The sequence below is a fragment of the Frankia sp. CeD genome (assembly GCF_000732115.1).
In the GTDB taxonomy this organism is placed as follows: Bacteria; Actinomycetota; Actinomycetes; order Frankiales; family Frankiaceae; genus Frankia; species Frankia casuarinae.
Map to the genome: position 1 here is coordinate 42108 of NZ_JPGU01000026.1, position 21832 is coordinate 63939.

The following is a 21832-nucleotide window of genomic DNA, read 5'->3' on the forward strand; positions in this document are numbered from 1 at the left end:
CCGCCCCGGGGCGACGGCATCCCGGGTGAGATCCATAGCCTACGTCCGCCCCGACCGGGGTCCGTCGCGACCCGGGGGTAACCGGATCAGGCCGCGCGGACCACACGGCGCTCCGGACGACAGCAGGGGATGTGCAAAGCTGCGACGGTGGATCCGGCGAACCTCACCCACGCCTCCCGACGACGGCTCCTCACCGGGCTGACCAGCCTTGCCCTTACCGGATTCGCCGGATTTGCCGGATTCGAGGCCGCCGGCTGCAGCACCACGGTCACGACGAATCGGACCGGTCCCGCGGTGGGTCCGGACGGCGACGACCGCCGGGCGGCGAGGGCCGCCGCCGTCCGGGCGGCCGCGNTGGCCGCGGCGTACCGGACGGCGGCCGAGCGCCACCCGTCCCTGCGTCCCCTGTTCGACACGCTGCGGGCCCATCACGAGGTCCAGCTCCGGACCTTGGCCGAACAGTTCCCGGGCTCCGCACCGGCCACCCCGACCCAGGCGACCACCCCGACCCAGGCAGCCACCCCGACCCAGGCGACCACCCCGACCCAGGCAGCCACCCCGACCCAGGCAGCCACCCCGACCCAGGCGATCGGGCGTGACGGCGCCGGGACGGCGGGAACGGCGCAGCTCGTCAACGAGTCACCCACGGCCCGCGCCGCCACCCTCGCCTCCCTGACCGGGATGGAGGGTGCGGCGACGAACGCCGCCCGCACCGACTGCCTGCGCGCGGGCGGTCCGCTCGCGTCCCTGCTGGCGAGCATGTGCGCCGCCGGGACCGCGCATGCGGAGCTGCTGGCCCTCGCTGCGAGCCGGGTGTCCGGATGACCGCCGACACACCATCGGGCGATCCGGCGTCGGCGNCCCCCACGGAATCGACCGCCGCAACCGAGCACCCGGATCCCGCGGGCGTCGCGGCACTGGTCACGATGCTCACGGCCACGCATGCCGCGGTCTACGCCACCGCGGCGGCGGGAGGTGCCGTCGCGCCGCTCGGCCCGGCCGCGGCTCAGGCGCGCGAGCTCGCGCGACTGAGCTGTCTGGCGCACCAGGCGCTGCGCGACGACCTCATCACCGCGATCCGGGCCCGCGGCGGGGATGCGCCACCGGCACTGCCCGCCTATCGGCTCCCCGTCGCGCCGGAGGGCATCGGGGCGGCACTGGCCCTCCTGGCCAGGATCGAGGACGCCTGCGCCATGGCGGCCCACGACGCTGTCGCTGTGCTCGTCGGGGACGTCCGTGCGCTGGCTCTGGACGCGCTGACCGGCACCGCCGTACGCGCGCAGCGGGCCCGCATCGCGGCCGGCATGCCGCTGGCAGCCGCGAGCCGCGCGCTACCGGGGACATGACCTGGCGTCCAGGGAGGCCGGGCCGCTCCCGTCAGCGGGTGACCCACGCGTCGGGATCGCAGCCGAGGGTGGTCACGATGTCCGGAAGCTGACCACTCGCCACGTCGGCGAGGGTCACGGCCTCCAGCNCCCGCCGCAGGTTCACTCGAACCGCGATCCACACATCCTGCAGGTGCTTGGCCGCGCCGTCGTAATTCGTGTCCTCAGGACGCCGGCCCCGCACGCTGGCGAGCGGACCGTCGGTCGCCCGGATCACCGTGGCGATGGTGATCCGCTCGGGGGGAAGGCTCAGCTGGTATCCCCCGTCCGCGCCCCGGCGGCTCTGGACCAGCCCCGCCCGGCGTAGATCGGTGAGGATGTTCTCGAGGAAGCGCAGCGGCAGATCCTGCGCCGCGGCAAGCGCCTCGCCCTTGACGAGCCGACCGTTGCTCGCGGCCAACGTCAGGAGTGCGCGCAATGCGTAGTCGGCGCGAGCGGAGATCTGCATGCATCCATTTTGCCGCCGGTCCTCGCCGAATGGGTGGGCCGGGTCGGCACCGGGCGAGGCACGGCCCCGCGCCGACGGGCGCTGTTCCCGCCGCCGGCTCGGCCAACGAACCTGCCGGCCAACGAACCTGCCGGCCGGGGAATCGGGACTTCCTCAGCCAGCCCTCTCGGGACGGGGGGCGTCCGTGCCGCCTCCGGCGGAGGAGGTGGCCGTGGTGGCGGCCGCGGCGGACCCGTCGGCGCTGCCGCTCCGGCGACGCCGAGCTGCCCGGACCGCCGTCGTACCCTCCGCAACCAGCCCACGGCGCTGCCGCATCCGCTGGTCCGCCGCGTTGAACCCGGCGTCGATGAGCACCCCGATCACGAAAATCGTGATCATCGAGGCCAGTACCCCGACCGTGTCGAGTAGTTCGCGGGCATTCTGCAGGTCAGCTCCGACGGACGGATGCCCCGGAACGATGACCAGCAATTCGCCGGCCATCAGGCTGCGCCAAGCGAACGCCCAGCCCTGCTTCAGGCCCGCGAGCACCGAGGGCAGGGCCGCCGGTACCACGACGTACCGGTAGAGGGACAGGCTACGCGCGCCCATGCTGCGGCCGACCTNGACCAGCAGAGGCGGCACGTAGTCCACGCCGTAGATGACGCCGTTGGCCACCGAGGGCGCCGCCCCGAGCACCACCACGAACANGATTGCGGACTCGCTGAGCTTGAACAGCAGGACGGCGAGCGGGAACCAGACGATCGAGGGCATCGTCTGCACCGCGGTGATGAACGATCCCACCGCGGTACGCAGGACTCCGAAGCGGGACACCGCGATCCCGACCACGGTGCCGATGAGCACGGCGAGAGCGTATCCCTCCAGGGCCCGGACCAGGGTGCGGGCGAGGGCGTCCCAGAAGTGTCCGCTGCCCAGCTGGTCGACGAACTCGCCCAGTGCCTCGCCCGGGCCGGGCAACACATAGCTGGGCTTCCAGCCACTCCAGACGACGATCTGCCAGAGCAGCAGGAACAGGAGCAGAGCGCCGAGCTTCGGCCAGCTGGCCGCCCAGACGCGGACCGCGAACGGCCGCCGTTGCGCGGTCGGGATGTCCAGCGCGTCGAGGCCGGCGAGGGCCGTGTCGACGTCGAAGGACTTACCCGCCTCGCCGAGCAGGACACTCTTATCGCTGGAGACGCTGACGTCAGTGGCCATGGCGGCCGACCTCCTCGCGTAGCCGCGCGGTCACCTTGGTGGCGAGCTCCGAGACGTGGGTGGAGTCGATCCGGCGGGGGCGGTCGAGGTCGACGTCGAAGATCTCCGCGACCCGGCCAGGCCGGGAGGACAGCAGCACGATGCGGTCACCGAGCCGGACCGCCTCACGCACATCGTGGGTGACGAAGATGACGGTGACCCCCGTCTCCCGCCAGATCCGTTCAAGTTCGTCGTGGAGCAGATCGCGGGTCATCGCGTCGAGCGCACCGAACGGCTCATCCATGCACAGGATGTCGGCCTCCTGCGCGAAGGCCCGGGCCAGGCTCACCCGCTGGCGCATGCCGCCGGACAGCTCATGGGGGCGCTTCGCGGACATACCGGCGAGCCGGACCATCGCGAGCAGACTCTCGACCCGGTCCCGCCGCTCGGCCTTGCCGATCCCCCGCAGCCGCAGCGGCACCTCGACGTTGCCGCCCGCGGTCAGCCAGGGCAGCAACGCCGAGTCCTGGAACATCATCCCAACCCGCCGGCCGGTGGTGTCGACGACGCCCACAGACGGCTGGTCGAGACCGGCGACCAAGCCGAGCAGGGTCGATTTCCCACAGCCGGACGCGCCGAGGAGACAGACGAACTCGCCCGCCCGGACGTCCAGGGAGACGTCGTCGAGCGCCTTGACGCTGGCGGGCCCGGATCCGAAGACCCGACTGACGCGGTGGATGCGCAGCGCGGTGTCGGCGGGTACAGCGGTGTCGGCGAGTACAGCGGTGTCGGCGAGTACAGCGGTCATGGTTCATTCCCCCGTCGCGGTGTATGCGGCCGGTGTGCATGGACGGATGGACGGACGGACCAGGCCGGGGCATCGATGATCGACACCCCGGCCTGGTCGTCGCCCTGTGGTCTCGGACCGAGGTTCANCCGGCCCGGCTACCGCCGGGTGCCGCGGGTCAGGAGTCGGCGACCGTCGGTTTGCCCTGCTTGGCGAGGATCTCGTTGAGGACCGTCAGATCGAACAGACCGTCGAGCTTCGGGTTCTTGATGAGGCCGAGCTCCTCCTGGTGCTTTGCCGAGGTGAACAGGGACGCCGCGATCGGGTCCGGAGTGAAGGTCAGCCCCTTCCAGGCCAAGGTGAGGATCTTGTCGGACAGCGGCTTGCCGCTCAGCTTGCCCAGCGCCGTGTTGGTGACCTTCGCGCCGGCGTCACGGTCGGCGTTGAGCGCGTTGATCGATTCCACATTCGCCGTGATGAGCCGGCGGACGATCTCCGGGTTCTTCTTCAGATAGTCCGTGCTCACCAGAAGCACCGTCGTGACGAACTGGCCCTTGGTCTCCGGCCACTCGTCGGCCTCGTCGACGAGCACCTTGCCCCCCGCTGCGACGAGCCGGGAGGCCGTCGGCTCGGGCACCCAGGCCCCGTCGATGGCCCTGTTGGCGAAGGCGTCCACCGTCACGGTGTTGTCCTGGGGCTTGATGGAGACATCACCCCCACCCTGGGTGTCGGTCTTCAGCCCGTTCTTCTTGAGGAAGTACCGCAGCGCCACGTCCTGGGTGTTGCCCAGGCTCGGGGTGGCGAGCGTGGTGCCCTTGAGCTGCGCGACGGAGGTGATCTCAGGCTTGACCACCAGCGACGCACCACCCGAGGTAGCGCCGGAGACGATCCGCACCGCCTCCCCGTGCGACTTGATGAAGCTGTTGACCGCCGGGTTGGGACCGATATAACCGGCATCGATGGCGCCGGACAGAATCGCCTCCGCCTCCTGCACGCCGGAGTTGAAGGTCGATGTCTTGAGCGTGACTCCAGAGCCGAGGTCCTTGGCGAAGATCCCCTTCTCGGCGCCGTAGAGAGCTGGCGCGTGGGTGAGGTTCGGGAAGTACCCGAGCCGTAGGGTGCCGGTGATCTGGCCGTTCGAGGCGNCCGTCNGGGAGNCCCCGTCGTCNCTCGAGCANCCCACCACCGCCAGTACAAGCGCCCCCGCGGCGATGAGTGGCGTCGCTGCACGCCACAGTCTGCTCGGCCTCATAGATACCCCCTCACGCGGGCTGACACCCGCGCCATGCAAGTCGATCGAAGTCATCGGGATGGTAAGCATGCCAGATGGTGCCCATCCTGGCCAGGTGGCTTCATCACGATGACATCGATCTGCAATATCTTTGACCAGACAGGAGCACATATCCGACAAAACAGACATTTTTTTCGCTGGAGCGCAGAGGCCCCGGACACCATAGGAGCGGGTCCGGGACGCTCTCAGACCGGGATCGACCTCAGAACAGGATCGACCTCAGAACAGGATCGACGCGAAGGTCCCGACCCGCTGAAAGCCCACCCGGTCGTAGACTCGGCGGGCGGCATGGTTGAAGTCGTTGACGTACAGGCTGACCCGCGGGGCGAAGGCGGCCCGCGCCAGCGCGACCACGCTCGCGGTTCCCGCGGCGCCGAGGCCGCGCCCACGCAGCGCCGGGTCGACCCAGACGCCCTGGATCTGGCAGACGTCGCCCGCGACGGCGCCGATCTCGGCCTTGAACAGCACCCGGCCGTCGGCGATGTGGGCGAAGGAACGCCGCTGACCGACAAACTCGGCGACGCGGGCGCGGTAAAGGGCGCCGCCGTCGGCGAGCACCGGGGACACCCCGATCTCCTCGGTAAACATGGCGATGCAGGCCGGCAGGATGACGTCCAGCTCGTCCGGGCGCACCGGACGCACCGCCGGATCGGGGGCGACCCGCGGCGGGCGGTCGATCACCAGCAGGGGCTGGTCGGCCCGTACCTCTCGGGCCCGCCCCCAGGTCGGCTCCAGATGCTTCCACATCGCCGTCACCGAGGAGGAGACGCCGACGATGGACGAGCAGCGCCGNCCCTGCCGGCGGGCCCGCTCGGCGAACAGTCTCGCCGAGGTGGGGCCCGCCGCCACGGGCCAGAGGTTGGCGCCGGAATAACACAGGGCGACCAGGCGGCCGTCCACGGTGTGCCCCCACATCTCGGCGCCGAGACGCCACGGGTCGAGCCCCGCCGCCTCGACCCGAGATGCGACGAACACATCGGCGACCGGGTTGCGGGCCAAGAGCTCGCGGACGGCCGGAAGATCCCTGTCGTCAAGCAGACGGGTCGGCGCGGACCGCAGAGGTAGGCCCATCCGGTCGAACCGGTTAACCCACGGAAACCGAGGGTTCGCCGGACGGGGTGCCGTCCGCCGCCATCTCCTCGGCCAGCCGCATGGCTTCCTCAATGAGGGTTTCCACGATCTGCGCCTCCGGAACGGTCTTCACGACCTCACCTCGGACGAAGATCTGACCCTTGCCGTTCCCGGATGCGACGCCGAGATCGGCCTCCCTGGCCTCGCCCGGCCCGTTCACGACGCAGCCCATGACGGCGACGCGCAACGGGACCTCCATGCCCTCGAGACCGGCGCTGACCTGATTGGCAAGGGTGTAGACATCGACCTGAGCCCGACCGCAGGAAGGGCAGGATACGATTTCGAGCTTACGCTGCCGAAGTCCCAGGGACTCCAGGATCGCGGTGCCGACCTTCACCTCCTCGACCGGCGGTGCCGACAGCGACACCCTGATCGTGTCACCGATTCCCTCGGCGAGCAGGGCCCCGAAGGCGACCGCGGACTTGACCGTGCCCTGGAAGGACGGTCCGGCCTCGGTGACACCGAGGTGCAGCGGGTAGTCGCAGGCCTGGGCGAGCAGCCGGTACGCCTGGATCATGACGACCGGGTNGTGGTGCTTCACCGAGATCTTGATGTCACGGAAGTCGTGCTCCTCGAACAGCGAGCATTCCCACAAGGCCGACTCCGTCAGCGCCTCCGGCGTGGCCTTGCCGTACTTCGCCAACAGCCGCTTGTCGAGTGAACCCGCGTTGACCCCGATCCGGATCGGAACGCCGGCGGCCTTCGCCGCGCGAGCAATCTCCCCGACCTTGTCGTCAAAAGCCTTGATGTTGCCGGGGTTGACCCGGACCGCGGCGCAGCCCGCGTCGATCGCGGCGAAGACGTACTTGGGCTGGAAGTGGATATCGGCAATCACCGGGATCGGGGACTTGCGGGCGATCGCGGCGAGGGCGTCGGCGTCGTCCTGGCTTGGCACCGCGACCCGGACGATCTGGCATCCCGACGCTGTCAGCTGTGCGATCTGCTGCAGCGTGGCGTTGACGTCCGACGTCAACGTGGTGCACATCGACTGAACGGAGACCGGAGCGTCACCCCCGACCAGGACGTTGCCCACGTGGATCTGCCGGCTGTGCCGCCGCGTGCCGAGCGGACGGGCCGGAGCGGTTGGCATGCCCAGAGTTACGGTCACGTTGTCCTCACTGGCGAATCGGAGACGAAGATCGACGTGCGACTGACTCGGCCTGTCGGCTGCAGGAGGCAGGGCAGAATGGCACACCGTCGCGCATGTTCATACGAAATTACTGATTCAGGCGAATGGGATTGACGATGTCGGCGGACAGGACAAGCAGACTGAACCCGAGCAATACGACGACCGTGGCGTACGTGGCTGGTAACAGTTTGGNGAAATCCACCTTCTGCACCGGACCGCGATAACCCCGGAGCCTGCGTAGACCGTGCCGGGCCTGCTCGAAGCCCAGCACGGCAATATGACCGCCGTCCAACGGGAGTAGGGGCAACAGGTTAAAAATTCCGACCGCGAGATTGATCGCGGCGACCAGAATGAGAAGGTTCCGCACCCGGTCCACGGCCGAACTGCCCTCGGCCGAGACCACGTCACCGCCGATACGCGCCGCTCCCACCACGCTGATGAAACCCTGGGGGTCGCGGTTGTCGCTGAAGATATTACCGATATCACCGATCCGGCGGGTCAGCGTTTCGTACATGCCGGTGAACCCGGACCCGATGACATCGAAGGTGCGGGGCACCGCTTCGATCGGGTTGTAGTGCACTGTCTCGGTTCCCGGTTTGACGCCCAAGGCGCCGACCCGGTCGTCGCCCGCCTGCCCGGTCTCCCGATCGCGCCGGACCTCCACCAGGTTCGGCGTGAGAGTGAGGGTGCGGCCGTCCCGTTCGACGACCATCACCGCAGGCCCCGCTCCGTGCGCACGCACCTGCCGGGTGAACTGCGTCCAGGTCGTGACCGGAACTCCGCCGAAGCTGACGATCCGGTCACCCGGCCGCAGACCGGCCGCCGCGGCCGGCCCCGGTCCGGAACAAGTCGCGGTCGTGGCGATGCAACTCGTCGCGCCGACCCTCGACTCGCTGATCGTGGTCGTGCCCAGGACAACGAGCACTCCGTAGACCAGCACGATGGCGATGACGAAATGCACGAAGGAACCGGCCGACATGACCACGAGCCGGGCCCGCGCCCGCGCATTGTGGAAGGCGCGGGGTTCATCGGCCGGATCGATCTCCTCGAGCGGAGTCATCCCCTCGATCTTGACGAAACCGCCGGCCGGAATGGCCTTGACACCGTACTCGGTCTCCCCCCGCCGCCGGGACCAGATGGTCGGCCCGAAACCGACGAAGAACTTGGAGGCCTTCATGCCGTAGTGCCGGGCCGTCACGAAATGCCCGGCCTCGTGCGCGACGACCGACACCAGCAGGGCCAGTGCGAACGCCGCAATGCCGAGAAGCTCCATCAGACCGCCCCCTCGGCGCCGGGGGGGCGGCTCATACCGTGTCCCGTTCGGTCTCGCGCCGGATCAGCCGCCCTGCCGCCGCCCGCGCGGCTCGTTCGGTGGCGAACACCTCCTCCACCGTGGGATGATCGATCACTTCGTGCTCGGCGATGACCTCGGCCACCAGGTCGACGATACGGATGAAGGGCAGCCGCCCGGCGAGGAAGGCCGCCACCGCCTCCTCGTTCGCGGCGTTGAAGACCGCGGGGGCGGTGCCGCCGCGCCGCCCGGCTGTGCGCGCGAGCTCCACCGCCGGGAACGCCACCTCGTCCAGCGGTTCGAAGGTAAGCGCCTGCGCCCGCGACCAGTCCATCGGCGGCTGTGCCTGCGCCACCCGGTCCGGCCAGCCGAGCGCCAGCGCGATGGGCAGTCGCATGTCCGGNGGGGAGACCTGAGCGATCGTCGAGCCGTCGGTGAACTCGACCATCGAGTGCACCAACGACTGGGGGTGCACGACGACCTCGATGTCGTCGTAGGGAACCCCGAAGAACAGGTGCGCCTCGATCAGCTCAAGCCCCTTGTTCATCAGGGTCGCCGAGTTGATCGTCACCAGGGGTCCCATGTCCCAGGTGGGATGGGCCAACGCCTGCTCCGGGGTAACGGCGGCAAGCTCGTCGCGGCGGCGCCCGCGGAAGGGACCTCCGCTGGCGGTCAACACCAGTTTGCGTACCTCGTCCCGCCGCCCGCCACGCAGGCACTGCGCCAGTGCGGAGTGCTCGGAATCCACCGGCACCAGGCGGTCGGGGTCGCCACCGAGCGCGTCGAGCACCAACGGCCCCCCGGCGACCAACGATTCCTTGTTCGCCAACGCCACAGTCCGGCCGGCGGCCAGCGCCGCGAGCGTCGGGGCCAACCCGACCGAGCCGGTGATGCCGTTGAGGACGATGTCGCATGGCCACGCCGCGATCTCGCTCGCGGCGTCGGGACCGGCGAGAATCTTTGGCACGGGGAACTCNCCCCGACGGTAGCCACGCCGCGACGCCTCGGCGAAGAAGGCCAGCTGGAGGTCCTGAGCGGCCGAGGCCGCCGCCACTCCCACGGCCTGGACGCCGAGGTCCAGTGCCTGAGCGGCGAGCAGGTCCACCCGGGACCCGCCGCCCATCAACGCCACCACCCGGAACCGCTGCGGGTTGCGGCGTACGACATCTATTGCCTGGGTTCCGATCGAACCGGTGGACCCGAGCAGGACAACCTCACGCAGGATCGAAGCCTCCACCACGTCACCTATTCTCTCAGGCCCACCGACCGCTCGACGCCGCCCTGTTCGGTTCATGACAGGTGCCACCCGAAGATGCGCAATGGGTCCAGTGACAACTACGTTTCGTCAGGTCTGGTGGGCAGGACTTTGCGGTCGCCGCCCACCCCGATCGGCCACCCCGATCGGGGTGGCACGTCGGCCCGGTCGGTCACGTCGACGACGGCTCCGACGTCTACTCATCCCCGGCCGGGTGAGGAAGAAGGTGTGGCGCCGGCTGCCGGCTGCCCGGACGGTTCGGCACGGGGGGCGGCATCCGGGGCGGCGGGCGACGCGGGCGTGGTGGCAGGTCCGGAGGATGCGGCGGGTCCGGAGGATTCAGCCGACGGTGCCGCGGGAGTCGGACTGGTGGCGACGCCCGGGCCGGCGGGACCGGCGGAGACGGCGGGAGCGGGCAGGCCACTTGTCGCGGGCGTAGGCGTGTAACCGAAATAGGTCAACGCCACAATGGTGGCACTCAGGCTGACGGAGGTCGGACCCAGCGCCGGGCGTGCCTGCGCCCCCGGCCAGGTGTGCCCCGCGCCCTGCATGGCTAACAGTCCGACATCGTGGCCGGCTGGGCAGCCGCTCCACACGGTGCGCTGCCAGGCGGCCGTGTCCCGGGAGGTCTGGCGGGCTCCGCCGCAGCCCAGAGCGGAGGCGTACCGGGCGAGCCGGTCTTCCACGGGCTGCGCGACGACCCCGGTGAAGGGGACCGGTCGCGGAGCACCTCCGCCGGCATACGGTGCGATCTGGTCCGAGGTCCCATGGATCTCCAGGACGTTGGTGGCGGGCTTGGCGCAGGAGCCGGGCAGCACGCTCGACCCGACGGTCACCGCCGCCGCAAGACGGCCCGGCAGCGCGCAGGCCAGCGTGAGCACCATGTTCGCGCCGTCCCCGTAGCCCACGGCGAAGACGCGTCCCGCGTCCAGGCACATCTGACCAACGAGGTCGTTGAGCAGCGCGCCGACGAAGAGTACGTCGTCGGGTCCCACCGCCTTCGATCTGGTGAAGTTCCACCGCATCTGCGTCCCGATCGGGGCGGCGACCACGAAGCCCGCCTTCGTCCCCTGATCGGCGAGCCGCGTGTACGCTTCCAGATCTTCCGGCGTCTGATTCAGATCATGGAAATTGAAGATCAGTGGTAGTGGCCTGGCCCGTGGACCCGCGGTCGGTACGGCGAGGACGTAGCCGCGCTCGGTTCCTCCCACCCGCAGCGCGCGGGTACCGATCCCGGACGGCAGGGTCTTCCCGGTGACGCAGCCGCTCTCGGGGGGCGGTGGGACCGTGGGCAACGGTATGGCCGACGCCACGGCGGCACCGGCGGCACGACCGCCGGATGCTCCGAGAGCGGCCTGGGTCGCCGAGGTCTTCGCCGGCCCCGGCTCCTGGGACATCGCGTACCACAGGAGCAGCAGCAACACTCCGGCGGCGGCCGTGATCGGCAGCCATACGGTGTTCGTCGCCCGGATACCCGGCCGGGAGGCCCCCCGGCGTCGACTCGTCGGACTACCGAAGGACACGGTCACCGTCAGGCGTCGTGCTCCCCACGGCACCGAACTCGACGAGACGGTCGGATCCGAGCTGCTCCGGCCGGTCCGTCCGCTCCGGCTTCCCGGCCGGCTCGGCCGCGAGCTGTCCGCAGGCTGCCGCGATCTCCCGGCCCCGGGTGTCGCGCACCGTCGTCACGATGCCGCGGTCCCGGAGCCTGCGGACGAACGCGCGCTGGCCGGCCGGGGCGCTGGCGCGCCACGAGGATCCACCGGTCGGATTCAACGGAATGAGGTTCACATGCGCGAGCCGGCCGACGAGCAGGTCCGCGAGGGCGTCGGCGCGTCCCACGTCATCGTTGACCCCGTCGATCAGCGCGTACTCGACGCTTACCCGTCTGCCGGTCACCTCGGCGTACTCCCAGGCGGCCGCGAGCACCTCGACCACCGGCCAACGGGTGTTGATGGGGACGAGTTCGTTCCGCAGAACGTCGTCCGGGGCGTGCAGGGACACCGCCAGAGTCACCGGCAGGCCCTCTCCGGCGAGACGACGAATCGCCGGAACAAGGCCGACGGTGCTGACCGTCAGGCCGCGAGCCGACAGGCCCAGGCCCTCGGGGGGGTGAGCGGTGAGGCGGCGTAGCGCGGCGATCACCGCGGCATAGTTCGCCAGCGGCTCGCCCATCCCCATGAAGACCACGTTCGACAACCTGGTCTCGCCGCCCGCGAGCTCACGGCGCCGGAGAACCCGGGCGGCGTGCACGACCTGTTCGACGATCTCCGCGGTCGACAGGTTTCGGGTCAGCCCCCCCTGACCGGTGGCACAGAACGGGCAGCCCATGCCGCAGCCCGCCTGGCTCGACACACAGACCGTCGCGCGATCCGGATATCTCATGATCACAGACTCGAGAGAAGCGCCGTCCACGGTCCGCCATGCCGTCTTGCGGGTCAGACCGTCGTCGCAGCTCAGCGTCCGCACCGGGACGAGCAGCCTCGGCAGCAGGGCGTCGAGGAGCGGCTGGCGGTCCCGCTCCGGCAGGTCGGTCATCGCCTCGGGCTCATCGGCGGCGATCAACCGCGCATAGTAGTGCCGGGCCACCTGATCGGCGCGGAAGGCCGGCTGCCCCAGCGACACCGCGACGTCACGCCGTTCCTGCCGGGTCAGGTCGGCGAGGTGACGCGGCGCTCGGCCCGCTCGCCGGGTGAGCGTCAGCCGTACGGGCCGGCCCGCCTCGGCGGTCGGGGGCTGGTCCGGACGTCCGGATTCGGCGGTCGTGGCAGTCATCGCGGATCCAGTCTGCCAGGTGACCGCGACCGAGACGAATGCACGGATCTGTCCGAAGGGGCCTACGAGAGGCGAGACCGGTCGACTGGACCCGGTTTCGATCAGTTCAGGAAGGAAGTGATCAGAAGCCAGGCGACCGGGGCGGTGCACAACAACGAGTCCAGACGGTCCATCAGGCCACCATGGCCGGGCAGCAGGCTGCTCATATCCTTGATGCCGATGTCGCGCTTGAGCAGAGACTCACCCAGGTCGCCGATCGTCGCGGTACACGCGACCGCCAGCCCCAGCAGAACGCCCTGCCAGGCCTCGGCCTCCAGCGGCCAGGCCAGCACGATCCCGGCGACGATCACACAGGTCACCGCCGAACCGGCGAATCCCTCCCACGACTTCCCCGGGGAGACGGTGGGGGCCATCTTGTGCCGACCGCCGGAGAGGACACCGGCCGTGTAACCACCGACGTCGCTGGCCACCACCGTTCCCAGAAAGGCGACGACTCGCCAGCGACCATCGGAGGGTTCGGTGAGCAGCGCGGCGAAGCCGGCCGGAAAGCCGATGTAGCCGGCCACGAACGCGGCGCCGGCGACGTCGCGGAGCAGACCCGTGGACGGCCCGAAAGCACGGACCAGCGCCGCCACGCCGATGGTGCCGGCGAGAGTCAGCAGCAGGCCGGTGGTCCCGTCGGCGTACGCGACGACCGGCATGGCCGCCGCCCCGGCAACCAGGGGAAGCAGGGGAACCCGTACCTGCGTCAGTCGGATCGCGCGGACCACCTCGTGGGTGCCCAGGGCCATCGCGGCACTGATCACCCCGACAAAGATCACCCGCAGGGTGAACAGCGGAACGAGGATGACGGCACCGAGAAGGATGCCGACACCGATGGCGGCCGGCAGATTGCGGCCGGCACGTGAGGGCCGGGACGCCGTCCCGGCGGGCCGGCCGTGATTACCGGACCCAGGCGAGGATCCCGGCGGCGAGGATCCCGGCGGCGCGGATGACCCGGACGGCCCGGACTCAGCCACCGCGCGGCCGTCGACAGTCGTCATGGCTGCCCGGCCGTGGGCAGCGACCGCCGCATCGCGTATGCGTCATGCGCGGATCCGGGGACCGTCCAGGCGATTCCGAGACCATGGGNACCGAACATCGGAGCGAGCGGCCGGTATCGAGAACGGACGCGGGAGTGATCAAACCGAGAGAAGATCCGATTCCTTGAGCCGAAGAAGTTCATCCNCCTGTCCGACGTATCGGTGGGTTGCCTCGTCGAGATCCTTCTCACCCCGCCGGCCCTCGTCCTCGCCGGCATCGCCGTCCCGCACGATCCGATCGATCGTGTCCTTGGCGTGACGTCGGACGTTGCGGATACTCACCCGGGCTTCCTCGGCCTTGGTCCGAGCCACCTTGACAAGATCGCGACGCCGTTGCTCGGACAGCTCCGGAAAAACACACCGGATGATGGTGCCGTCATTGCTCGGGTTGACCCCGAGATCGGAATCACGCACGGCCTTCTCGATCGCCCCCAGGGACGACTTGTCGTAAGGCGTGATGATCACCATACGTGGCTCCGGGATGTGGAACGACGCGAGCTGCTGCACCGGTGTCGGAGCGCCGTAGTAGTCCACCAGGATCTTGGAGAAGACCGCGGGAGTGATACGCCCCGTGCGGATGTTCGCGAAGTCCTCCCTGGCGACCGAGACCGCCTTCTCCATCTTCTCCTCGGCCTCGAGAAGCGTGTCGTCGATCACCGCATTTCCTTCCGTCTGTTCCTGGTCCGCCGGCGTCCACCGGGCGCCGGTCCTGTCATCACCGCGGTTCGGCCGAGCGCAGCCGAGTTCGTCGTCCCAGGGGCGAAGCCGTCCCGCCCGGTCCCGGATTCGCCTGACCGATGATCGCACAGCCGCCGCCTGCAGTGTGCCCTACCACGACGTCCCCGCCGACCTGGGCCGACACCGCACCCACCGAGAAGCCTCGGAGCCGACGGCCGCCGGCCACCCGACAGGGAGCCGGCGGTCCGACGACGCTCAGGCCTGGCGGATGTTGAACCGGGAGAACCGACCGACCTCGATCTTCTCACCCAGTGACGCGCCGGCCTGGTCGAGCAGAGCTCGGATGGTCACCTTGCCGTCCTTCACCCATGGCTGGTCAAGCAGCACGCTGCTCTTCACATACCCGTTGACGCGCCCTTCAACGATCTTCGCGATCGCCTGCTCGGGCTTGCCCTCCTCGCGGGCCGCGGCCTCGTAGATCTTTCGCTCCGCCTCGAGGACCTCGTTCGGGATCTGCTCGGCGGTGACGTACAGCGGGTCCGCCGCGGCGATGTGCTGCGCGAGATCGCGGGCGAGTTGCTTGAAGTCCTCGGTCTTGGCCACGAAGTCCGTCTCGCAGCGAAGCTCGACGAGCACGCCGAGGGTGGGCGGGAGCTGCGGGTCGGTCCGGTGCAGATAGGACTCGACCAGGCCGTTGGCGGCGCTGCGTGCCGCACGCTTGGCGACCTGCGCCTTGCCCTTCTCCCGCAGCCAGGACTTCGCCTTCTCGAAGTCCCCGGCGTTGTCGACCAACGCCTTCTTGACGTCGCTCATCCCAGCGCCGGTGAGCTCCCGGAGCTTCCGGATGTCAGCGACTGAAATCTCTGCCATGGTGCTCTTCTCGTCGGTGTGGGTCTGGATGCTGTCGTAGTTCTATCGGCCCCGGTCCCGCGGTGCCCGCCGGGCGCCGCGGGAGCGCCCGCCCGAGCGGCCCTGGCTGCGCGCCCGATCCGGTGCACGGGTCCGACCACCGGAACCAGGCCTGACATTCGGGAGCGGTGGTCCCCGACCCGACTCGGGGAACCACCGTCATCCTCACACAATGTCACCGTTGGTCGATCGCCACCACCGCAGGCGAATGAGACGCGGTAGCGGGTCAGACCGCGGTGCCGACCGCGGCGTCCGGCCGTGTCCCGTCCGCGGGCTCCGCCGTCGCCGGCTCCACCGCACCCGGGGCCTCGGCAGGTGCCTCACCACGCAGCAGGGCCTGCTCCCACTCGGCGAGCGGCTCCTCACCCGCGGACTGCTCGGGCTTGGCATCGGCAGAGCTCGAGGCGCCCGCACGGGCCATCAGACCGTCCGCGACCGCATCGGCGACCACCCGGGTGAGCAGGGCAGCGCTGCGGATCGCGTCGTCGTTGCCGGGGATCGGGTAGTCGACCTCGTCCGGGTCGCAGTTCGTGTCGAGAATCGCCACGACGGGAATGCCGAGCTTGCGGGCCTCACCGACGGCGATGTGCTCCTTCTTGGTGTCGACGACCCACACCGCGCTCGGCACCCGGCTCATGTCGCGGATACCGCCGAGGGTGCGCTCCAGCTTGACCTTCTCCCGGGTCAGCACGAGCTGCTCCTTCTTCGTGCGCACCTCGGTACCACCGGTCACCTCGATCTCCTCGAGCTCCTTGAGCCGCTGAAGACGCTTGTAGACCGTGGAGAAGTTGGTCAACATGCCACCGAGCCACCGCTCCTTGACGTACGGCATTCCGACCCGGGCCGCGTGTTCCTCGATTGCCTCCTGGGCCTGCTTCTTCGTCCCGATGAACAGGACCGTCCCACCGTGCGCCACGGTCTCCTTGACGAAGTCGTAGGCGCGGTCGATGTAGGACAGTGTCTGCTGCAGGTCGATGATGTAAATGCCGTTACGTTCGGTGAAGATGTACCGCTTCATCTTCGGATTCCAGCGCTTGGTCTGGTGCCCGAAGTGCACACCGCTCTCCAGCAGCTGCTTCATGGTGACGACGGCCATCGGACGTCGCTCCTTCCCGCCCGGCCTGGGCCGGGACGCCTCGGTTGTGACGGCGCCATCTGACGACGGCAGCCCCTGACGCCCGATTGGTCGTGGCCGCCGCTGTGCGGCGGACCGAGGAGACCCTTCCGATGATCAGATCCGGATCATCGACAGTGGGCGTGCGAACTGGGCCCGGTGGACGGGCCCTGCGATCGATGATACCCGCCGGGCACGAGGATCCATCGGACTACCACATCGGATCGGATCAACGGACCGGCCGGCGATGTCCACAGAGCGCGGGCATCGACAGCACGCGGCGGGAGTTATCCACAGATCACACGGCCGGNCTACCCAACGGCGTCAAAACGCCGCACCGTGGACGAGGCCGGTCCGCTCCCCCTTCGGACCGGCACAGCGGCGGCCGGACGAGCGGACCTGGACCGGATCCGGCCGCCGCGCCTCCCCCGGACCCGGAGGTGTCACCGTCATGCCCCCTTTGCCACGCTTCGACCCGCTCTGGCTCGTCATCCCGGCGGTCGCCATCCTGATCGCCCTGGGACGGCCCGTCACGATGCCGATCAAGCCACACGCCGACGGGCCACGCCTCGTCCTGGCGGCACGTGATCCGCAACGGAGCNCCACCGCCTTGCCCGAGTCCTTGTCCGAGCCTGGGCGGTCTGCCCCGTCCGGTGCGACCGNCTCCGCCGGTGGGCTCGGCCCCGGTGACGGGTTCCGTACCGAGCCCCGCCACGACGTCATCGAGCAGGCTCTGGGGGTCAGCCAGGTTCGGGCTGTGGTGAGGACCGCGGGCCCACCTCCTCTCAGGCTCACCCCCGGCACGTCGGCGGAACCCTCGACGACACCTGCTCCGTCCACGGCGCGGTCAACGCCGGCGGCACATCCGGCCCCCTCGCCCCCGGCCCCCGCGCCGAAGGCGACCTCGTCNCCTCGACGACCGGCGACTCCCGCCGTCCGGCCTCCCTCCGCCCCACGANCCCNCCGGCCGGCGGCCCGCCGGGCCGGGGAACGAACGCGGCCGGCCGTGACCCCGCCGGCCGCTGGCCCGCTGGGCGGCGGAGAAGGGGACGAGCACCCGGACCCGCCACCCGGCGACGTCGGACCGGAGAACTCCGCGGCACCGCCGGCCCACGGCGGCGGGGTCCGGGCTCTGCGATGGCCGTTGTCGGGGGCCGTCACGGTGAGCCGCGGTTTCAAACGCCCGCCTTCGCCCTACGGACCCGGTCATCGCGGAGTCGACCTCAAGGCCTCTCCGGCCGCCCCGGTTCTCGCCGCGGCCGACGGGGTGGTGAGTTTCGCCGGGTCCGTGGCGAACCGCGGCATCGTCACCGTCACGCATGGCGACCTCCGCACGACCTACGAACCACTGACGCCGGCGATCAGCCCCGGAACCGCGGTCCGAGCCGGAGACCTGCTCGGCTGGATGAGCGATGGCCATCCAGGCTGTCCGGTGGCCGCATGCCTGCACTGGGGGCTTCTGCGCGGGATGGACTACCTCGATCCCCTGCTGTTCTTCCGCAGAACTCCGCCCCGCCTCCTGCCCCTCCTCCCAGCAGATCGCTCCCCTGGGTCCCCCGGCCTTGTCTCAGGCTCGGGGGTGAGCCTGCTCGAAGGCCGCGCGCAACCGTTCCGGTGTCACATGGGTGTAGATCTGCGTGGTCGCGAGACTCGCATGGCCGAGAAATTCCTGGACGGAGCGCAGATCGGCCCCGCCTTCCAGCATGTGCGTCGCCGCCGAATGCCGCAGACCATGCGGAGTCAGGCCGGCCGGAGCGACACCGGCCGCCACCCTCGTCGTCAGAATCCGCCGTACCGTGCGCGGATCGAGGCGACCTCCGCGCAGGCCGAGGAGCAGCGCACGCCCGCTACGAGCGGTCATCAGCCGCGGCCGTCCCGTTGATCTCCAGGACCGTAGGGCGGCCACCGCCGGCACACCGAACGGCACGCTGCGTTCCTTGCCGCCCTTACCGAGGACCCGCAGCAACCTTCGGTCGTCATCAATGTGCCCCAGGTCAAGACCGCACAGCTCGGACACCCGGATTCCGCTGCCATACAGAAGCTCGAGAACGAGTGCGTCCCGCAGCTCCACCGCCCGCCGTACGACCCGCTCGGAGTCTGCCGTCGAGTCCGGCAGCCCGGACGGCTGCGACGTGCCCGGGGGCGACACATCAGGCGAAGGGTTCTCAAGGAGCTGACGCGCGGCCGCGGCGGTGAGCACCTCAGGCACCCTTCTGACCGTACGGTTACCCACGAGCCGTGCGGCGACGTCGGTGTCGAGGAAGCCATGGCGCGCCGCATAGGAAGAGAAGACCCGGGCCATCGAGGCGCGCCGGGCCAGGCTTGCCGGCGCCGCCCCGGCGGCGCGCATCGAAGCGAGCCAGCTCCGCAAAAGCGCCAGATCGAGGTCGGCGAGGACCGAACAGCCCATCCGCTCCGCATGAGCGCGCAGGTTAGCGAGGTCGGCGGCGTAGGCACGCACGGTCTCAGGAGATCGGGCCAGCTCCGCGATGAGGTGGCGGAGAAAACCCGCGACCGCCGTGTCCCAGTCGGACTCGGGTGTCTCGACGATCTCGACTGGCCGGGCGTCTGATCCACACGTCGCTCGGGAGCGCTGCCGCGGCAGAAGCCGACCGTCGGCGGGCTCCTCGGCGCTCTCGCCTCGCAGGACCATGAGACGACCGTGGCAACATCGATGGTTCTCGTCAAGACGCCGCGGCGTCCGTGACACTGCACCCGGAGACATTGCATCCGGGCTGACTCAGGTCTCCCCGTCGGGGTTTTCGCCGTCGGGGTTTTCCCCGTCGAGTCCCGGATCCGCGGTACTGCGCGTCGGGGAACGATCCGCCCCGCCGTGGGCGGCACCCGGTTGGGTACCGGACCTCCTGCCGGACGTTGCGGGATGGGACGGGTTCGACGGCGCTCGGCCCAGATCCGTGAGGCGGTAACCGCCCGCCACGTTCTCGACCAGCCCCTCCACCGCGAGTGGGCCCAGCATCGCCAGCACCGCCTCGGGGCGCAGGCCGGTGCGGCGCGCCAGCACGGACACCCCGACGGCAGCGCGGGCCGGCATCGCGTCGAGAAGCTCGCGCACCGCCTCGGACAATCCGTCCCGCGGGCCATTCCCGCTCGCCTGCCGCTGTACGAGCGATCCGATACTCGCGATTTCCTCCCTGATGTCCTCGGCCCCGGTGACCAGAACCGTCTGTTCACGGAAGTCCCGGAGCAGCCGGTGACAGCCTGCGCTCATGGCGCTGGTCACCGGTCCCGGAACGACCATGACGGGACGACCGAGCCGACGGGTGTGGGCGACCGTGTTCAGCGCGCCGCTACGGTGGCCCGCCTCGACCAGGACCGTCCCCCGGGACAGAGCCNCGATGATGCGATTACGGGTGAGGAATCGGCGTCGGTACGGCGGCGTGCCCGGCGACACCTCGCTGACTACCGCCCCGGTACGGGCGATCTCCTCCAGCAGTTCCACATGGGCGGTCGGGTAGGGAACGTCAACACCCCCGGCGAGCACCGCCACCGTCGGTCCGGCTGCGGCCAACGCCCCCCGATGTGCCGCTGCGTCAATGCCGAACGCGGCTCCCGACACCACGGCCCATCCCTGTTCCGCCATCGCAAACGCGATCTCTCCGGCGAGATGCAGCCCGTAGCTGGTCGCGGTCCGGCAGCCCACGACTGTGACCGCCCGGGGTGGGAGCTCGCTCAGGTTGAGCGGACCGCGAACCCACAGAGCCAGTGGAGTGCCGATCATCGAACCATCCCCCGCGTCCCGAAGGCGGTCCAGGGCATCCAGTTCGAGGGGCCACTCGGCGTCCTGGGGACAGACCAGCCGGGCGCCGGCGCGCCATGCCGCGTCCAGGTCCCGAACCGGATCGACACTCGGATGCGCCGCCCGGAGCGCATTCCACACCTCGAACGCACCCCGACGCCTGACCTCGACGGCCACGCGACGATGTTCCGGGCCGAAGACGCGAGCCAGGGCGACACGGGCCAACCGCTCGGGATCCGACCAGTCGCTGTCACCCGGTGCCACCCTCCCGGGCGCGGAAGCGGGATCCGCCCCCCGGGCATCCGGCGGAGTCGTCGAGCTCATGTCCCACTCCCTGAAGACGGCACCGGATGCGGCTTCTTCTGCGGCTTCTTCCTGCTGGGCGACACGGTTCACGTCACGGTCAGGAGCGTCCCCATGGGGGTCTCCCACGCTCATGCCGACCACCCGGGCAATCTCAGATCCAGCGCGGCACCGAACTGCTCGGGACCGGGCGTGCCCCGGCCGGCGAGATCGGCGAAGGTCCACGCCAACCTCAGGACACGGTCGAGACCGCGCGCGGTGAGCAGGCCTCTTTCGAATGCCCGCTCGGCCACGGCCGTCGCCCTCGCCGGCAGCGGCCACAGGCGGCGCATCGCCGGCCCCGGCACCTCCGCGTTGAGCCGCCACGGCGTTCCGGCCAGTCGGACCCGGGTCGCATCCTGGGCCGCGGCGACCCGCGCCGCGACAACCGCGGACGAATCACCCTGGCCACGGTCCGCCCGTAGCTCCGCCCGGCTGGGAGCGCTCAACGCCACCTGGATGTCGATCCGATCCAGGAGCGGCCCGGACAGACGGGCCAGATAGCGCCGACGGACCAGGCTCGGACATTCGCAGCCCACCGCGCGCGGGCCACGGGCCTTCGAACACGGGCAGGGATTCGCCGCCAGAACCAGCTGAAAGCGGGCGGGAAACCGGGTCGTCGCGCGAGCGCGGGCGATCTCGATCTCTCCGCTCTCCAACGGTTGACGTAGCGCATCGAGACTTTGACGGGTAAACTCCGGAGCCTCGTCGCAGAATCGAAAGTACACCGTGATTTGCGACACAAAACCGAAGTGGATGCGGACGTCACGCGACGATCCATACAGGTGGCGACCGTAGTACTTGGTTGGGGTGTCCGGGGATGCCGCCCGGCGGTCGGGCCGACTGGGCACCGGACCTCGCTCGCAGCTCGGTCCGGCTCTCCGGGCCTGGCCCTTGGNCTGGCGCTCGCTCCGAACCTCGGGGCTGCCCGCGTGGGGTCCGATGACAGAACGGCCATTCCATGAATGGAGGCAGGAAACGGAGACCGTGCCGATAAAAAACGGCGTGGACGTTTCCCATGAAACATTCCCATCCGCGCGAAATGCCTGCATGGCGTAGATCGACGGGGTATTATGAGCGGTGGAAGGTAAGTGAATAGGGCGGCCCGGAGTGGTGTTACCAGCACCAATCCCCGGGCCTTGATCCCAAATCCTGCTACGAACAGGAGTGTGGAACCCATGGCCATGGTGCCATATGGGCCGGCCGGTGGCGGTAGCCGGTCGGTGACGAGTGTGGATCTCCAGGTGCATCCGGCGGAGTCGGCGGATGTGCATCTTCCGATGCCGGG

At 69.9% G+C, this 21832-nt stretch carries 18 protein-coding genes and 2 pseudogenes; 3 read left to right on the forward strand and 17 right to left on the reverse strand.

Features of this window, described 5'->3' with window-relative positions:
- The first annotated feature begins 147 nt into the window (after positions 1 to 147).
- Both CED_RS24360 and CED_RS14335 read left to right on the forward strand, forming a co-directional pair.
- On the forward strand, positions 148 to 825 hold the full coding sequence (locus CED_RS24360) for a hypothetical protein (protein ID WP_035911405.1): 678 nt from the start codon (positions 148 to 150) through the stop codon (positions 823 to 825).
- Positions 822 to 1346: a DUF4439 domain-containing protein gene (locus CED_RS14335; protein ID WP_200875412.1), complete on the forward strand. Its 525-nt coding sequence runs from the start codon at positions 822 to 824 to the stop codon at positions 1344 to 1346. The genes CED_RS24360 and CED_RS14335 overlap by 4 nt, the downstream gene beginning before the upstream one ends.
- Before the next feature lie 31 nt (positions 1347 to 1377).
- Here CED_RS14335 and CED_RS14340 read toward each other — a convergent pair whose 3' ends face one another.
- The 14 genes from CED_RS14340 to rpsB all read right to left on the reverse strand — a co-directional run bounded on the left by CED_RS14340 (position 1378) and on the right by rpsB (position 16427).
- Complete coding sequence (locus CED_RS14340; protein WP_035911408.1) at positions 1378 to 1833, reverse strand: Rrf2 family transcriptional regulator; 456 nt, start codon at positions 1831 to 1833, stop codon at positions 1378 to 1380.
- A gap of 153 nt (positions 1834 to 1986) precedes the next feature.
- Positions 1987 to 3024, reverse strand: coding sequence for an ABC transporter permease (locus tag CED_RS14345; RefSeq protein WP_035911410.1), 1038 nt, complete (start codon positions 3022 to 3024; stop codon positions 1987 to 1989).
- Positions 3014 to 3811 (reverse strand): ABC transporter ATP-binding protein, encoded by a 798-nt coding sequence (locus CED_RS14350; protein ID WP_011437946.1) that lies wholly within the window; start codon positions 3809 to 3811, stop codon positions 3014 to 3016. The genes CED_RS14345 and CED_RS14350 overlap by 11 nt, the downstream gene beginning before the upstream one ends.
- Before the next feature lie 157 nt (positions 3812 to 3968).
- The gene (locus tag CED_RS14355; protein ID WP_035911412.1) at positions 3969 to 5042 is read right to left on the reverse strand and encodes an ABC transporter substrate-binding protein; all 1074 of its coding nucleotides are present in this window, start codon (positions 5040 to 5042) and stop codon (positions 3969 to 3971) included.
- Between the two features lie 258 nt (positions 5043 to 5300).
- A complete protein-coding gene (locus CED_RS14360) occupies positions 5301 to 6152 on the reverse strand; it encodes a GNAT family N-acetyltransferase (protein ID WP_011437948.1) in 852 nt (283 codons plus the stop codon).
- Between the two features lie 13 nt (positions 6153 to 6165).
- Complete coding sequence (gene ispG / locus CED_RS14365; protein WP_035911415.1) at positions 6166 to 7320, reverse strand: flavodoxin-dependent (E)-4-hydroxy-3-methylbut-2-enyl-diphosphate synthase; 1155 nt, start codon at positions 7318 to 7320, stop codon at positions 6166 to 6168.
- Between the two features lie 109 nt (positions 7321 to 7429).
- Positions 7430 to 8614, reverse strand: a complete 1185-nt coding sequence (locus tag CED_RS14370) for an RIP metalloprotease (RefSeq protein WP_035911418.1) — start codon at positions 8612 to 8614, stop codon at positions 7430 to 7432.
- Between the two features lie 31 nt (positions 8615 to 8645).
- On the reverse strand, positions 8646 to 9926 hold the full coding sequence (dxr, locus tag CED_RS14375; protein WP_011437951.1) for a 1-deoxy-D-xylulose-5-phosphate reductoisomerase: 1281 nt from the start codon (positions 9924 to 9926) through the stop codon (positions 8646 to 8648).
- A 161-nt stretch (positions 9927 to 10087) separates the two neighbouring features.
- Positions 10088 to 11410, reverse strand: coding sequence for a PHB depolymerase family esterase (locus CED_RS14380; RefSeq protein WP_108913368.1), 1323 nt, complete (start codon positions 11408 to 11410; stop codon positions 10088 to 10090).
- Positions 11397 to 12662, reverse strand: coding sequence for a 23S rRNA (adenine(2503)-C(2))-methyltransferase RlmN (gene rlmN / locus CED_RS14385; protein WP_051868832.1), 1266 nt, complete (start codon positions 12660 to 12662; stop codon positions 11397 to 11399). The genes CED_RS14380 and rlmN overlap by 14 nt, the downstream gene beginning before the upstream one ends.
- Positions 12663 to 12763: 101 nt before the next feature.
- Positions 12764 to 13705, reverse strand: coding sequence for a phosphatidate cytidylyltransferase (locus CED_RS14390; RefSeq protein ID WP_011437954.1), 942 nt, complete (start codon positions 13703 to 13705; stop codon positions 12764 to 12766).
- 138 nt (positions 13706 to 13843) lie between these two features.
- Positions 13844 to 14401 carry a ribosome recycling factor gene (frr, locus tag CED_RS14395; protein ID WP_035911422.1) on the reverse strand — a complete coding sequence of 186 codons (558 nt, stop codon included), beginning with the start codon at positions 14399 to 14401 and terminating at the stop codon, positions 13844 to 13846.
- A 276-nt stretch (positions 14402 to 14677) separates the two neighbouring features.
- On the reverse strand, positions 14678 to 15292 hold the full coding sequence (gene tsf, locus CED_RS14400) for a translation elongation factor Ts (RefSeq protein WP_011437956.1): 615 nt from the start codon (positions 15290 to 15292) through the stop codon (positions 14678 to 14680).
- A 265-nt stretch (positions 15293 to 15557) separates the two neighbouring features.
- Positions 15558 to 16427 (reverse strand): 30S ribosomal protein S2, encoded by an 870-nt coding sequence (rpsB, locus tag CED_RS14405; RefSeq protein WP_011437957.1) that lies wholly within the window; start codon positions 16425 to 16427, stop codon positions 15558 to 15560.
- A 553-nt stretch (positions 16428 to 16980) separates the two neighbouring features.
- On the opposite strand from rpsB, the pseudogene CED_RS24750 reads away from it, so the two are divergent.
- A pseudogene (locus CED_RS24750) lies at positions 16981 to 17919 on the forward strand (M23 family metallopeptidase); the annotation flags it as partial.
- 93 nt (positions 17920 to 18012) lie between these two features.
- Here the strand turns inward: CED_RS24750 and CED_RS14415 are convergent.
- The 3 genes and pseudogenes from CED_RS14415 to CED_RS14425 all read right to left on the reverse strand — a co-directional run.
- Positions 18013 to 19098, reverse strand: coding sequence for a tyrosine-type recombinase/integrase (locus tag CED_RS14415; protein WP_023840225.1), 1086 nt, complete (start codon positions 19096 to 19098; stop codon positions 18013 to 18015).
- A gap of 87 nt (positions 19099 to 19185) precedes the next feature.
- The gene (dprA, locus tag CED_RS14420) at positions 19186 to 20526 is read right to left on the reverse strand and encodes a DNA-processing protein DprA (RefSeq protein WP_035911425.1); all 1341 of its coding nucleotides are present in this window, start codon (positions 20524 to 20526) and stop codon (positions 19186 to 19188) included.
- Between the two features lie 110 nt (positions 20527 to 20636).
- Positions 20637 to 21391 (reverse strand): annotated as a pseudogene (locus CED_RS14425) (ATP-binding protein); the annotation flags it as partial.
- Positions 21392 to 21832 lie beyond the last annotated feature (441 nt).